Source organism: Streptomyces sp. NPDC088910, from assembly GCF_044749865.1.
Taxonomy (GTDB): Bacteria; Actinomycetota; Actinomycetes; order Streptomycetales; family Streptomycetaceae; genus Actinacidiphila.
The window spans coordinates 201,589-215,784 of sequence record NZ_JBIVIV010000007.1 but is presented as its reverse complement, the minus strand read 5'-3'; the positions used below and the strand labels follow the sequence as shown (position 1 = coordinate 215,784).

Here is a 14,196-nt window from a genome sequence, read left to right as displayed (position 1 = left end):
AGTGGATCTGTACGCCTTGCTTCATCGGCGCCAGGTGATCTTTGCTGGAATGCGGACTGCCGGGGCACCCGCCGCGCACCGTCCGGTACACACCTTCCGGTTTGCGGCGGATTGCCCCGAAGCCTGCTGTCAAGCCTAAAGGGTGAAACGCGCTGAGGATTTCAGGCGTTACTCGCCCTTGGCCTTCGCGATGATCTCCTCGGCGACGTTCCGCGGAACCTCGGCGTAGGAGTCGAACTGCATGGAGTAGCTGGCCCGGCCCGAGGTCTTGGACCGCAGGTCACCGACGTAGCCGAACATCTCCGACAGCGGAACCAGGCCCTTGACGACACGGGCGCCGCTGCGCTCCTCCATGGCCTGGATCTGGCCACGGCGGGAGTTGAGGTCGCCGATGACATCGCCCATGTAGTCCTCGGGCGTGGTGACCTCGACGGCCATCATCGGTTCGAGGAGCACGGGGCTCGCCTTGCGGGCACCCTCCTTGAACGCCTGCGAACCGGCGATCTTGAATGCCAGTTCGGAGGAGTCGACCTCGTGGTAGCCGCCGTCGATCAGGGTGACGCGGACGCCCACCATCTCGTAGCCGGCCAGGATGCCGAACTTCATGGCCTCCTGCGCACCGGCGTCCACCGACGGGATGTACTCGCGGGGGATGCGGCCACCGGTGACCTTGTTGACGAACTCGTAGGTCGCGTCGCCGCCTTCCAGCGGCTCCAGCATGATCTGCACCTTCGCGAACTGACCGGTACCACCGGTCTGCTTCTTGTGGGTGTAGTCAATGCGCTCGACCGTCTTGCGGATGGTCTCGCGGTACGCGACCTGCGGCTTGCCGACGTTGGCCTCGACCTTGAACTCGCGCCGCATACGGTCGACCAGCACCTCGAGGTGCAGCTCGCCCATACCGCCGATGATGGTCTGGCCGGTCTCCTCGTCCGAGTGGACCTGGAAGGAGGGGTCCTCCTCCGAGAGCCGCTGGATGGCGACACCCAGCTTCTCCTGGTCGCCCTTGGACTTGGGCTCGATCGCGACCTGGATCACCGGCGCCGGGAAGTCCATGGACTCCAGGATCACCGGGCTCTTGTCGTCGCACAGCGTCTCACCGGTGGTGGTCTGCTTCAGGCCCATGACGGCGATGATGTCGCCCGCGCCCACCGACTCGATCTCCTCACGCTTGTTCGCGTGCATGCGGTAGATCTTGCCGATGCGCTCCTTCTTGCCCTTGACGGAGTTCAGCACAGCCGAACCCGCGTTCAGGCGGCCCGAGTAGACCCGGACGAAGGTGAGCTTGCCCAGGTGCGGGTCGCTCATGATCTTGAACGCGAGGCCGGAGAACGGCTCCTCGTCCGACGGCCGGCGCTTGATGATCTCGTCGGCGTTGCCGACGGCGTGGCCCTCGATGGCCTCGACGTCCAGCGGCGACGGGAGGTAGCGCACGACCGCGTCGAGCAGGGGCTGAACGCCCTTGTTCTTGAACGCGGTGCCGCAGAACACGGGGGTGACGGTGACGGAGTCCTTGGTCCCCTTGGAGGCCAGGGTGATCCGGCGGATGGCCGCGATCAACTGGTCCTGGTCGGGCTCCTGGCCCTCCAGGTACAGCTCCATCATGGCGTCGTCGTGCTCGGCGACGGCCTCGAGCAACTTGCCGCGCCACTCGTCGGCCGCTTCGACGTGGGTGTCCGGGATGTCGACGGTGTCGTACATCTCGCCCTTGGTCGCTTCCGCGGACCAGACCAGCGCCTTCATCTGGACGAGGTCGACCACGCCCTTGAAGTCGGCTTCCGCGCCGATCGGGAGCTGCATGACCAGCGGCACCGCGCCGAGGCGGTCCACGATCATGTCGACGCAGCGGTGGAACTCCGCGCCGGTGCGGTCGAGCTTGTTGACGAAGCAGATGCGGGGCACGCCGTAACGGTCGGCCTGACGCCACACCGTCTCGGACTGCGGCTCCACACCGGCGACACCGTCGAACACCGTGACGGCGCCGTCGAGGACGCGGAGCGAACGCTCCACCTCGACGGTGAAGTCGACGTGACCGGGGGTGTCGATGATGTTGATGGTGTGGTCGACATCATCGAGCGGCCAGTGACAGGTCGTCGCGGCCGACGTGATCGTGATGCCGCGCTCCTGCTCCTGCTCCATCCAGTCCATGGTGGCTGCGCCGTCGTGGACTTCACCGATCTTGTAGGAAACACCGGTGTAGAACAGGATCCGCTCGGTGGTCGTCGTCTTGCCCGCGTCGATGTGGGCCATGATCCCGATGTTGCGGACCCTGGCCAGGTCAAGCGAAGTGGTGGCCATGTGGCTCAGTCTTCTCTCGGTTTCGATGTGGGTGGTGACTACCAGCGGTAGTGCGCGAAGGCCTTGTTGGACTCGGCCATCTTGTGCGTGTCCTCGCGGCGCTTCACGGAAGCACCCAGGCCGTTGCTGGCGTCGAGGATCTCGTTCATCAGACGCTCGGTCATCGTCTTCTCGCGACGGGCGCGGGAGTAACCGACGAGCCAGCGGAGCGCCAGCGTGTTCTGACGGCCCGGACGGACCTCGACCGGCACCTGGTAGGTCGCACCGCCGACGCGGCGGGACTTGACCTCAAGGGTCGGCTTGATGTTCTCCAGCGCGCGCTTCAGCGTGATGACCGGGTCGTTGCCCGACTTCTCACGAAGGCCCTCAAGGGCGCCGTACACGATGCGCTCAGCGGTGGAGCGCTTGCCGTGCAGGAGGATCTTGTTGACGAGCGACGTCACCAGCGGGGAGCCGTAAACCGGGTCGATGATGACCGGGCGCTTCGGGGCGGGGCCCTTACGAGGCATGCTTACTTCTCCTTCTTGGCGCCGTAGCGGCTACGAGCCTGCTTACGGTTCTTGACGCCCTGCGTGTCGAGGGAACCGCGGATGATCTTGTAACGAACACCCGGAAGGTCCTTCACACGACCGCCGCGCACGAGCACGATCGAGTGCTCCTGGAGGTTGTGGCCCTCACCCGGGATGTAGGCCGTGACCTCGATACCGCTGGTCAGCCGTACGCGCGCGACCTTGCGCAGCGCCGAGTTCGGCTTCTTCGGGGTGGTCGTGTACACACGCGTGCAAACGCCACGACGCTGCGGGGAACCCTTCAGCGCGGGCGTCTTGTTCTTCTCGACCTTGTCCTGCCGGCCCTTTCGGACCAACTGCTGGATCGTAGGCACCGTTTCTCCGGTTTCTGTGTGCCGATCTCGATAAATCTAACCTGGGGACCGACCCACGCGGTCGGGTGTGTCGCGGACCCCACACGAATCCGAACCAACGGAGAAGTGCGTATGTCGGGTGACGCGGCCTCGGTGCCCTCTCGCGGTCGCATGGCACGCGCGAGGACCCGGGCACACCCCAGGCACAAGGTCAGAGCGTACCTACCGCATCGGCTGCGGTCAAAACAAATGCAAACGCGCAGGCCGGTGACTACTCGAAGATTGCCACCACCCAGATCAGCGCCCAGAAAGCCAGCCCGAGATAACCGATCACCAACCCGGCGGTCGCCATCCCGTCACCCTGCTCACCGCGCTCGCGGATCTGCCGCTTCGCGGTGTGCCCGAGCACGACCGCGCCGATCGACGCCATCCCGAAGATCGGCGACCCGACCAATGAGCACACCAGTGCCCCGATCGCCGCCCCGTTCGTCTTCGGCACGGGCGCCACCGGCGGCGCGTACCGGAACGGCTGCGGCGCCCCGAACGTCGGAGGCACCGGATACGGCGAGGACGGCCGCGGAATGTCCGCTGTCAGCCGGTCCAAGTCCCCGTACGTACGCGCCGCGTAGGCACGCCCCAACCGGTCCTCGTACTCTTCCTGCTTCAACCGCCCCTCGGTGAACGCCTCGTTCAGCACGTTCACCGCGCGCTCTCTGTCCGCATCCCCGGCAAGCATGTATCCATAATGCCGCAGAGCGGCCATCCCCGAGAGGGATGGCCGCCCTGTGTGACAGCAACGGGACGAAACTCAGCCGTTGTACGGGCCGTAGTCGTAGTCCTCCAGCGGAACGGCCTGGCCGGAGCCGGTGCCGAACGGGCTGTAGTCGATGTCGTCGTAGCCGACGGCCGAGTACATCGCGGCCTTGGCCTCCTCGGTCGGCTCCACCCGGATGTTGCGGTAGCGGGCGAGGCCCGTACCGGCCGGGATCAGCTTGCCGATGATGACGTTCTCCTTCAGGCCCAGCAGCGAGTCCGACTTGGCGTGGATCGCCGCGTCGGTCAGCACCCGGGTCGTCTCCTGGAAGGAGGCGGCCGACAGCCAGGACTCCGTGGCCAGCGACGCCTTGGTGATACCCATGAGCTGCGGACGACCCGAGGCCGGGTGACCGCCCTCGGAGACCACACGCCGGTTCTCGGTCTCGAACCGGCCGCGCTCGACCAGCTCGCCGGGCAGCAGCTCCGCGTCGCCGGACTCGATGATCGTCACCCGGCGCAGCATCTGCCGGATGATGATCTCGATGTGCTTGTCGTGGATCGACACGCCCTGCGAGTTGTAGACCTTCTGGACTTCCTGCACCAGGTGGATCTGCACCTGGCGCTGGCCCAGAATGCGCAGCACGTCGTGCGGGTTGGTGGCACCGAAGGTCAGCTTCTGGCCGACCTCGACGTGGTCGCCCTCGCCCACCAGGAGCTTGGCGCGCTTGGAGATCGGGTAGGCGATCTCCTCGGCACCGTCGTCCGGGGTGACGACGAGCTTCTTCGTCTTCTCGGTCTCCTCGATCCGCACCCGGCCGGACGCCTCGGAGATCGGGGCGACACCCTTCGGGACACGGGCCTCGAACAGCTCGACGACACGCGGCAGACCCTGCGTGATGTCGTCACCGGCCACACCACCGGTGTGGAAGGTACGCATCGTGAGCTGGGTGCCGGGCTCACCGATCGACTGGGCCGCGATGATACCGACGGCCTCGCCGATGTCGACGAGCTTGCCGGTGGCCAGCGAACGGCCGTAGCAGTACGCGCAGGTGCCGACGGTCGACTCGCAGGTGAGGATCGAGCGGGTCTTGACCTCCTCGACACCGTGCCGCACGAGCTGGTCGATCAGCACGTCACCGAGGTCGACGTTGGCGGGCGCGATGACCTTGCCGTCCACCACGACGTCCTCGGCGAGCATGCGGGCGTACACGCTGGTCTCGACGTCGTCCGTCTTGCGCAGCGAACCGTCCGCGCCGCGCTCGGCGATCCGCAGCTTCAGACCGCGCTCGGTGCCGCAGTCCTCCTCGCGGATGATCACGTCCTGCGAGACGTCCACCAGACGACGGGTCAGGTAACCCGAGTCGGCGGTACGCAGCGCGGTGTCGGCCAGACCCTTACGGGCACCGTGGGTGGAGATGAAGTACTCCAGCACGGACAGGCCCTCACGGAAGGACGCCTTGATCGGACGGGCGATCGTCTCGTTCTTGGCGTTCGACACCAGGCCACGCATACCCGCGATCTGACGCATCTGCATCATGTTTCCGCGGGCCCCGGAGTCCACCATCATGAAGATGGGGTTGGTCTTCGGGAAGTTCGCGTTCATCGCCACGGCGACCTCGTTGGTCGCCTTGGTCCAGATCGCGATGAGCTCCTGAGTGCGCTCGTCCTTGGTGATCAGACCGCGCTCGTACTGCTTCTGGACCTTCTCGTCCTGGGCCTCGTAGGAGGCGATGATCGCCTTCTTGGCCTCGGGCACCACGATGTCCGTGACGGACACGGTGACACCGGAACGGGTCGCCCAGTGGAAGCCCGCCGCCTTCAGGTTGTCGAGCGTCGCCGCCACGATGACCTTGGGGTAGCGCTCGGCGAGGTCGTTGACGATCTCGGAGAGCTGCTTCTTGCCGACCGCGTAGTCCACGAACGGGTAGTCCTCGGGCAGCAGCTCGTTGAAGAGCGCGCGGCCCAGGGTCGTCCGCAGCCGGAACGTGTCGCCGAGCTGGTACGGCTCCTCGCCCTCGGTGGGCTCCGGCGGCACCCAGCCGCGCGGCGGGACGGTGCCCACCGGGAAGCGGATGTCGACCGGCGCCTGCATCGACAGCTCACGGCCGTCGAACGCCATGATCGCCTCGGCGGTCGAACCGAACGCCCGGTTCTCCCCGATGACCTCGCGCTCCTCGGAGTCCGTGGTCAGGAAGAACAGACCGAGCACCATGTCCTGGGTCGGCATGGTGACCGGACGGCCGTCGGCCGGCTTGAGGATGTTGTTCGAGGACAGCATCAGGATGCGGGCCTCGGCCTGCGCCTCCGCGGACAGCGGGAGGTGCACGGCCATCTGGTCGCCGTCGAAGTCCGCGTTGAACGCGGTGCAGACCAGCGGGTGGATCTGGATGGCCTTGCCCTCGACGAGCTGCGGCTCGAAGGCCTGGATGCCCAGACGGTGCAGGGTCGGTGCGCGGTTGAGCAGCACCGGGTGCTCGGCGATGACCTCTTCGAGCACGTCGTACACGACCGTACGGCCGCGCTCGACCATGCGCTTGGCCGACTTGATGTTCTGCGCGTGGTTCAGGTCCACCAGGCGCTTCATCACGAACGGCTTGAAGAGCTCCAGCGCCATGGCCTTGGGCAGGCCGCACTGGTGCAGCTTGAGCTGCGGGCCGACGACGATCACCGAACGGGCGGAGTAGTCGACGCGCTTGCCGAGCAGGTTCTGCCGGAAGCGGCCCTGCTTGCCCTTGAGCATGTCGGACAGCGACTTCAGCGGACGGTTGCCGGGGCCCGTGACCGGGCGGCCGCGACGGCCGTTGTCGAAGAGCGCGTCGACGGCCTCCTGGAGCATGCGCTTCTCGTTGTTCACGATGATCTCGGGGGCGCCGAGGTCGAGAAGCCGCTTCAGGCGGTTGTTGCGGTTGATGACGCGGCGGTACAGGTCGTTGAGGTCGGAGGTCGCGAAGCGGCCACCGTCGAGCTGCACCATCGGACGCAGGTCCGGCGGGATCACCGGGACGCAGTCCAGCACCATGCCGTTGGGCTTGTTGGTGGTCTGGAGGAAGGCGGAGACGACCTTGAGGCGCTTGAGCGCCCGGGTCTTCTTCTGGCCCTTGCCGGTACGGATGATCTCGCGGAGGCGCTCGGCCTCCTCCTCCAGGTCGAAGGACTCCAGGCGCTTTTGCAGCGCCGCGGCACCCATCGAACCCTGGAAGTACGTACCGAAGCGGTCGCGCAGCTCGCGGTAGAGCAGCTCGTCGCCCTCCAGGTCCTGGACCTTGAGGTTCTTGAAGCGGGCCCACACCTCGTCGAGCCGGTCGATCTCGCGCTGCGCACGGTCGCGGAGCTGCTTCATCTCGCGCTCGGCGCCTTCGCGGACCTTGCGGCGGACGTCGGCCTTGGCGCCTTCGTTCTCCAGCTCGGCCAGGTCGGCTTCCAGCTTCTTCTGCCGGCCCTCGACGTCGGAGTCACGGCGCTGCTCGACCTGCTGGCGCTCGACGGAGACCTGGGCCTCCAGCGACGGCAGGTCGCGCGTGCGGCGCTCGTCGTCCACCCACGTGATCATGTACGCCGCGAAGTAGATGACCTTCTCCAGGTCCTTCGGGGCGAGGTCGAGCAGGTAGCCGAGGCGCGACGGAACGCCCTTGAAGTACCAGATGTGCGTGACGGGCGCGGCCAGCTCGATGTGGCCCATCCGCTCACGACGCACCTTGGCGCGAGTGACCTCGACGCCGCAGCGCTCACAGATGATGCCCTTGAAGCGGACCCGCTTGTACTTCCCGCAGTAGCACTCCCAGTCCCGGGTCGGGCCGAAGATCTTCTCGCAGAAGAGCCCGTCCTTTTCCGGCTTGAGCGTGCGGTAGTTGATGGTCTCCGGCTTCTTCACTTCGCCGTGCGACCAGGTACGAATGTCGTCCGCGGTGGCAAGGCCGATCCGCAGCTCGTCGAAGAAGTTGACGTCGAGCACTTGTCGTCAATCCCGCCTTCGGGTTCCACCCGACCAAAAAACGCGGTCGGGGTCGATTGTCAAACATGGTCTGAACGGTCCTGGGAGAGGCCGCCCGGTCCTGGAGGGACCGGGCGACCGGCCCGTCAGACCTCTTCGACGCTGCTCGGCTCCCGCCGGGACAGGTCGATACCGAGTTCTTCCGCGGCGCGGAAGACGTCCTCGTCGGTGTCACGCATCTCGATGGACATGCCGTCCGAGGACAGCACCTCCACGTTGAGGCAGAGCGACTGCATTTCCTTGATGAGCACCTTGAAGGACTCGGGGATGCCCGGCTCGGGGATGTTCTCGCCCTTGACGATGGCCTCGTAGACCTTCACGCGGCCGAGCACGTCGTCGGACTTGATGGTCAGCAGCTCCTGGAGGGCGTAAGCGGCGCCGTACGCCTCCAGCGCCCACACCTCCATCTCACCGAATCGCTGGCCACCGAACTGCGCCTTACCACCCAGCGGCTGCTGGGTGATCATCGAGTACGGACCGGTGGAGCGGGCGTGCAGCTTGTCGTCCACCAGGTGGTGCAGCTTGAGGATGTACATGTAGCCGATCGAGATCGGCTCAGGGAACGGCTCGCCGGAGCGGCCGTCGAACATCCGCGCCTTGCCGGACGGCAGGACCATGCGGTCGCCGTCGCGGTTCGGGATGGTGGACTCGAACAGACCGCGGATCTCGTCCTCGCGGGCGCCGTCGAAGACCGGGGTCGCGACGTTGGTGCCGGCGGCGACGACGTCCGCGTCGATCGCCTGGAGGCGACGCGCCCACTCCTCGCCGATACCGGAGACGTCCCAGCCCTGCTTGGCGAGCCAGCCGAGGTGGATCTCCAGCACCTGTCCCGGGTTCATGCGGGACGGGACGCCGAGCGGGTTGAGGATGATGTCGACCGGGGTGCCGTCCTCGGTGAACGGCATGTCCTCGACCGGCAGGATCTTCGAGATGACGCCCTTGTTGCCGTGACGGCCGGCGAGCTTGTCGCCGTCGGTGATCTTCCGCTTCTGCGCCACGTACACGCGCACGAGCTGGTTGACACCGGGCGGCAGTTCGTCGCCCTCCTCGCGGTCGAAGACCCGGACGCCGATGACCTTGCCGGTCTCGCCGTGCGGCACCTTCAGCGAGGTGTCACGGACCTCACGGGCCTTCTCGCCGAAGATCGCGCGCAGCAGGCGCTCCTCCGGGGTCAGCTCGGTCTCGCCCTTGGGCGTGACCTTGCCGACCAGGATGTCGCCGGCGACGACGTCGGCGCCGATCCGGATGATCCCGCGCTCGTCGAGGTCCGCGAGGACCTCCTCGGAGACGTTGGGGATGTCCCGGGTGATCTCCTCCGGGCCGAGCTTGGTGTCACGGGCGTCGACCTCGTGCTCCTCAATGTGGATCGAGGAGAGGACGTCGTCCTGGACCAGCCGCTGGCTGAGGATGATCGCGTCTTCGTAGTTGTGGCCCTCCCAGGGCATGAACGCCACCAGGAGGTTCTTGCCGAGGGCCATCTCGCCCTCGTCGGTCGAGGGACCGTCGGCGAGCACCTGGCCGACGACGACCCGGTCGCCCTCGTTGACGACGACCTTCTGGTTGAAGGACGTGCCCTGGTTGGAGCGGGAGAACTTCGCGACGCGGTACGTGGTGTACGTGCCGTCGTCGTTGGTGATGGTGACGTAGTCGGCGGAGACCTCCTGGACCACACCGTCCTTGTCCGCCTTGATGACGTCACCGGCGTCGACCGCGCAGCGGTACTCCATGCCGGTGCCGACCAGCGGCGCCTCCGCCTTGATCAGCGGCACGGCCTGGCGCATCATGTTCGATCCCATGAGCGCGCGGTTGGCGTCGTCGTGCTCCAGGAACGGGATCATCGCGGTCGCGACCGACACCATCTGGCGCGGCGAGACGTCCATGTAGTCGACGTCGTCGCCGGGGATGTAGTCGATCTCGCCGCCGCGGCGGCGGACCAGCACGCGGGACTCGGCGAACCGCAGGTCCTCGGTGAGCGGCGCGTTGGCCTGCGCGATGACGAAGCGGTCTTCCTCGTCCGCGGTCAGGTAGTCGACGTCGTCGGTGACGACGCCCTCGACGACCTTGCGGTACGGGGTCTCGACGAAGCCGAACGCGTTGACCCGGCCGTAGGAGGCGAGCGAGCCGATCAGGCCGATGTTCGGGCCTTCGGGGGTCTCGATCGGGCACATGCGGCCGTAGTGCGACGGGTGCACGTCGCGGACCTCGAAGCCGGCCCGCTCACGGGACAGACCGCCGGGGCCCAGCGCCGACAGGCGGCGCTTGTGGGTCAGGCCGGACAGCGGGTTCGTCTGGTCCATGAACTGGGAGAGCTGGCTGGTGCCGAAGAACTCCTTGATGGAGGCGACGACCGGCCGGATGTTGATCAGGGTCTGCGGCGTGATCGCCTCGACGTCCTGGGTCGTCATCCGCTCGCGGACCACGCGCTCCATACGGGCCAGGCCGGTACGGACCTGGTTCTGGATCAGCTCGCCCACGTTGCGCAGGCGGCGGTTGCCGAAGTGGTCGATGTCGTCGACCTCGACGACCATCGAGGAGCCGTTCTCCCCGGTGGTCTCGGTCTCACCGGCGTGCAGCTTCACCAGGTACTTGATGGTGGCGATGATGTCGTCGGTGGTGAGCACACCGGCGTCCAGGGGCGCGTCGCTGCCGAGCTTCTTGTTCACCTTGTAGCGGCCGACCTTCGCGAGGTCGTAGCGCTTGGGGTTGAAGTAGAGGTTCTCCAGCAGGGTCTGCGCGGCCTCCTTGGTCGGCGGCTCGCCCGGACGCAGCTTGCGGTAGATGTCGAGCAGCGCGTCGTCCTGGCCCTGGGTGTGGTCCTTCTCCAGGGTGGCGCGCATCGACTCGTAGTCGCCGAACTCGTCCAGGATCTGCTCGGTGCTCCAGCCGAGCGCCTTGAGCAGGACGGTGACCGACTGCTTGCGCTTGCGGTCGATGCGGACACCGACCATGTCGCGCTTGTCGATCTCCATCTCCAGCCAGGCACCCCGGGACGGGATGATCTTGGCGGAGAAGATGTCCTTGTCGGACGTCTTGTCGATCTGGCTGTCGAAGTAGACACCCGGCGAGCGCACGAGCTGCGAGACGACGACACGCTCGGTGCCGTTGATGCAGAAGGTGCCCTTGTTGGTCATCAGCGGGAAGTCACCCATGAAGACCGTCTGGGACTTGATCTCGCCGGTCTCGTTGTTGGTGAACTCGGCGGTGACGAAGAGCGGGGCGCCGTACGTGAAGTCGCGCTCCTTGCACTCGTCCAGCGAGTTCTTCGGAGGCTCGAATCGGTGGTCACGGAAAGTGAGCGACATCGACCCGGAGAAGTCCTCGATCGGCGAGATCTCCTCGAAGATCTCCTCCAGACCCGACTTCCTGGGGACGTCCTGCCCACTGTCCAGGGCCGCCTCGACACGGGCCTTCCACGCGGCGTTGCCGAGCAGCCAGTCAAAGCTCTCGGTCTGGAGCGCGAGGAGGTTCGGAACTTCGAGCGGTTCACGGATCTTCGCGAAAGAGATGCGCAGCGGGGCGGTGCTTGCGCCGTTGTTCGAATTGGTGGTCGAGGCGTTGCGCGAGGCGGCCAAGAGGGGGTCCTTCCGAGGGCTCGGACTCACTACGCGCATACCGGTCCGCCCCTGAGCGTAAGAAGAAAGCCCTGATGGCGGACTTCTTCAGCAGTGCTCAGACGTGGGCATGCTCCTGGTGACGGGCCAGGCAGCAGCTAACAGGCAGCGCAAAGGGTCAGTGTAGCCACTCGGCACACTGATGTCCAGAGCAGAGATTCGGAGTACCGAATCATCGCCCCCTCGTCCGTCCTGCGGATCCCGCCTCGGAACCGGATCCGCGCCTGCGCCATGCATTCCCGCATCTCCCCCGATCCATGCATCCAACCCGGATCGAAGTGTCGACGCGTCCTGAGAATTGCGCGCCGCGTGCGGTTCGTCAAGGCCCTGGCCTGGCAGAGATGCTCACAGCCCCGCGCCCGGCCCCCCTGCCGGATGGCTCCCGGAGCAGGTCCCGTGCGGGAACGATCACCTTATCCGGACGGTGGCACCGCCCCGCCACAAGGACGCGGGAACGCCGTAGGGCGGCCACCCGGATGGGTGACCGCCCTACGGCTGTCCGGCCCTGTGCGGGCCGTACGGGGACTGCTGGGTGCCGCTCGGTGTTACTTGACCTCGACCGAGGCGCCGGCGGCCTTGAGGGACTCGGCGGCCTTGTCGGCGGCAGCCTTGTCGACCTTCTCCAGGACGGGCTTCGGGGCGCCGTCCACGAGGTCCTTGGCCTCCTTCAGGCCGAGCGAGGTCAGCTCACGCACGACCTTGATGACCTGGATCTTCTTGTCACCGGCGGCGGTGAGGACGACGTCGAACTCGTCCTGCTCCGGGGCGGCGTCCGCGACGGCGGCCGGACCGGCGACACCGGCGGCGGCGACGGGGGCGGCGGCGGTGACGTCGAACTTCTCCTCGAAGGCCTTCACGAACTCGGAGAGCTCGATGAGGGTGAGGGTCTCGAACTGCTCGAGCAGCTCGGCCTGGCTGAGCTTCGCCATGATGGCGGTCCTTCCACTAATTCGGCTGGTGCCGGTTGTCGATGTCGGCGGGCGTACTCGGAGCCCGCTGGACTGCGGGAGTGGTTACTCCGCAGCCTCGGCGGGAGCCGGCGTACCGGCACCGCCCTGCTCTGCCTGCTCGGCCTGCTTGGCACGAAGCGCCTCCGCGGTGCGGACGAACTTCGAGGGCAGCGCCTGGAAGAGCGCGGCAGTCTGCGACTGCTTGGCCTTCATGGCGCCCGCCAGCTTGGCGAGCAGAACCTCGCGGGACTCGAGGTCCGCGAGCTTCTTGATCTCGTCGGCGGACAGCGCCTTGCCGTCAAGGACACCGCCCTTGATGACGAGAGCGGGGTTGTCCTTGGCGAAGTCGCGCAGACCCTTCGCCGCCTCGACCGGGTCACCGGCGACGAAGGCGACGGCCGACGGACCCGCGAACAGGTCGTCGAGCGTGCTGATCCCGGCCTCGTTGGCCGCGATCTTGGTCAGCGTGTTCTTCACCACGGCGTACGTGACGTTCTCACCGAGCGAACGGCGCAGCGTCTTGAGCTGCGCCACGGTGAGACCGCGGTACTCGGTCAGCACAGCGGCGTTCGAGGAGCGGAACTGATCCGTCAACTCGGCAACCGCGGCAGCCTTATCGGGCCTCGCCATGAGTCTCGGCCTCCTTCCGGGTGATTGCGGACCGCACGGAATTGAAGGAGGGGACTTGGCAAAAACGAACGCCCCGGCGCAGGCGCACGGGGCGTGACTCGACGGAATCGACTTCCGCTCGGCGGAAATCTCTTCCGGAGTTCATCCACGATCACCTGCGCGGGCCATCCGCAGCTAGCGGATCCTTCGGCCGCCACGCCCTTTTCGGGGCACGGCAACGACCAGCGGTCTTTGGCTTCTCGGGAAGCGTACGGGACGGGTCCTGACAACACCAAATCCGGCCCCCGTGCGGTGTGCACGGAGGCCGGACTTCGGATGGTGCCGCACGCCTTACGCGTGGCCCCGCGTCGTCATCAGACGGACGCCGGGTCCTCCTCGACGAGGAGGTTGCGGGTGCGGTTGGGGTCGACCTGGATGCCGGGGCCCATGGTGGTGCTCACGGCGGCCTTCTTGATGTAACGACCCTTGGCGGCGGACGGCTTGAGACGCAGGATCTCGTCCAGGGCCGCCGCGTAGTTCTCCACCAGCTTGGTCTCGTCGAAGGAGACCTTGCCGATGATGAAGTGCAGGTTCGAGTGCTTGTCGACGCGGAACTCGATCTTGCCGCCCTTGATGTCCGTGACAGCCTTCGCCACGTCCGGGGTGACCGTACCGGTCTTCGGGTTCGGCATCAGGCCACGGGGACCGAGCACGCGGCCCAGACGGCCGACCTTGCCCATGAGGTCCGGGGTGGCGACGACGGCGTCGAAGTCCAGACGGCCCTTCGACACCTCGTCGATCAGTTCGTCGGAGCCGACGATGTCGGCTCCCGCGGCTTCCGCGGCCGCAGCACGGTCACCGGTCGCGAAGACCAGGACCCGGGCGGTCTTGCCGGTGCCGTGCGGAAGGTTCACGGTGCCACGGACCATCTGGTCGGCCTTGCGCGGGTCGACACCCAGGCGGAAGGCGACCTCGACGGTCGAGTCGAACTTGGTGGTCGCGGTGTCCTTGGCGATCCGGACGGCCTCGAGCGGGGCGTACAGGCGCTCCGCGTCGATCTTGCCGTCGGCAGCGCGAAGGGACTTGCTGCGCTTGCTCACTTACTGCTCCTGTTGGTGA

The 14,196-nt window shown here is 66.7% G+C and carries 9 protein-coding genes; all 9 read right to left on the bottom strand.

Annotated features, from left to right (window positions below):
• Nucleotides 1–168 precede the first annotated feature (168 nt).
• The 9 genes from fusA to rplA all read right to left on the bottom strand — a co-directional run bounded on the left by fusA (nt 169) and on the right by rplA (nt 14,177).
• On the bottom strand, nt 169–2,298 hold the full coding sequence (fusA, locus tag ACIP4Z_RS18295; protein WP_355340239.1) for an elongation factor G: 2,130 nt from the start codon (nt 2,296–2,298) through the stop codon (nt 169–171).
• A 38-nt stretch (nt 2,299–2,336) separates the two neighbouring features.
• Nucleotides 2,337–2,807: a 30S ribosomal protein S7 gene (gene rpsG, locus ACIP4Z_RS18290; RefSeq protein ID WP_093713199.1), complete on the bottom strand. Its 471-nt coding sequence runs from the start codon at nt 2,805–2,807 to the stop codon at nt 2,337–2,339.
• Nucleotides 2,808–2,809: 2 nt separating this feature from the next.
• Nucleotides 2,810–3,181 (bottom strand): 30S ribosomal protein S12, encoded by a 372-nt coding sequence (rpsL, locus tag ACIP4Z_RS18285; protein WP_014144289.1) that lies wholly within the window; start codon nt 3,179–3,181, stop codon nt 2,810–2,812.
• 250 nt (nt 3,182–3,431) lie between these two features.
• Nucleotides 3,432–3,896, bottom strand: a complete 465-nt coding sequence (locus tag ACIP4Z_RS18280; RefSeq protein ID WP_366823801.1) for a DUF1707 and DUF4190 domain-containing protein — start codon at nt 3,894–3,896, stop codon at nt 3,432–3,434.
• A 72-nt stretch (nt 3,897–3,968) separates the two neighbouring features.
• Complete coding sequence (locus tag ACIP4Z_RS18275; RefSeq protein WP_355340247.1) at nt 3,969–7,868, bottom strand: DNA-directed RNA polymerase subunit beta'; 3,900 nt, start codon at nt 7,866–7,868, stop codon at nt 3,969–3,971.
• A 125-nt stretch (nt 7,869–7,993) separates the two neighbouring features.
• Nucleotides 7,994–11,479, bottom strand: a complete 3,486-nt coding sequence (rpoB, locus tag ACIP4Z_RS18270) for a DNA-directed RNA polymerase subunit beta (RefSeq protein ID WP_355340250.1) — start codon at nt 11,477–11,479, stop codon at nt 7,994–7,996.
• A gap of 584 nt (nt 11,480–12,063) precedes the next feature.
• Entirely contained in the window at nt 12,064–12,447 is a 384-nt protein-coding gene (gene rplL, locus ACIP4Z_RS18265) for a 50S ribosomal protein L7/L12 (protein WP_355340253.1), read from the bottom strand.
• An 84-nt stretch (nt 12,448–12,531) separates the two neighbouring features.
• On the bottom strand, nt 12,532–13,098 hold the full coding sequence (gene rplJ, locus ACIP4Z_RS18260; protein ID WP_355340256.1) for a 50S ribosomal protein L10: 567 nt from the start codon (nt 13,096–13,098) through the stop codon (nt 12,532–12,534).
• A gap of 353 nt (nt 13,099–13,451) precedes the next feature.
• Nucleotides 13,452–14,177, bottom strand: coding sequence for a 50S ribosomal protein L1 (rplA, locus tag ACIP4Z_RS18255; RefSeq protein ID WP_355340259.1), 726 nt, complete (start codon nt 14,175–14,177; stop codon nt 13,452–13,454).
• Nucleotides 14,178–14,196: the final 19 nt, after the last annotated feature.

What these genes read in the sequence shown, in the direction of transcription:
- fusA (WP_355340239.1), bottom strand. Translation starts at nt 2,298, where the DNA reads ATGGCCACCACTTCGCTTGACCTGGCCAGGGTCCGCAACATCGGGATC.
- rplJ (WP_355340256.1), bottom strand. Translation starts at nt 13,098, where the DNA reads ATGGCGAGGCCCGATAAGGCTGCCGCGGTTGCCGAGTTGACGGATCAG.
- ACIP4Z_RS18280 (WP_366823801.1), bottom strand. Translation starts at nt 3,896, where the DNA reads ATGCTTGCCGGGGATGCGGACAGAGAGCGCGCGGTGAACGTGCTGAAC.
- rplL (WP_355340253.1), bottom strand. Translation starts at nt 12,447, where the DNA reads ATGGCGAAGCTCAGCCAGGCCGAGCTGCTCGAGCAGTTCGAGACCCTC.
- rpsG (WP_093713199.1), bottom strand. Translation starts at nt 2,807, where the DNA reads ATGCCTCGTAAGGGCCCCGCCCCGAAGCGCCCGGTCATCATCGACCCG.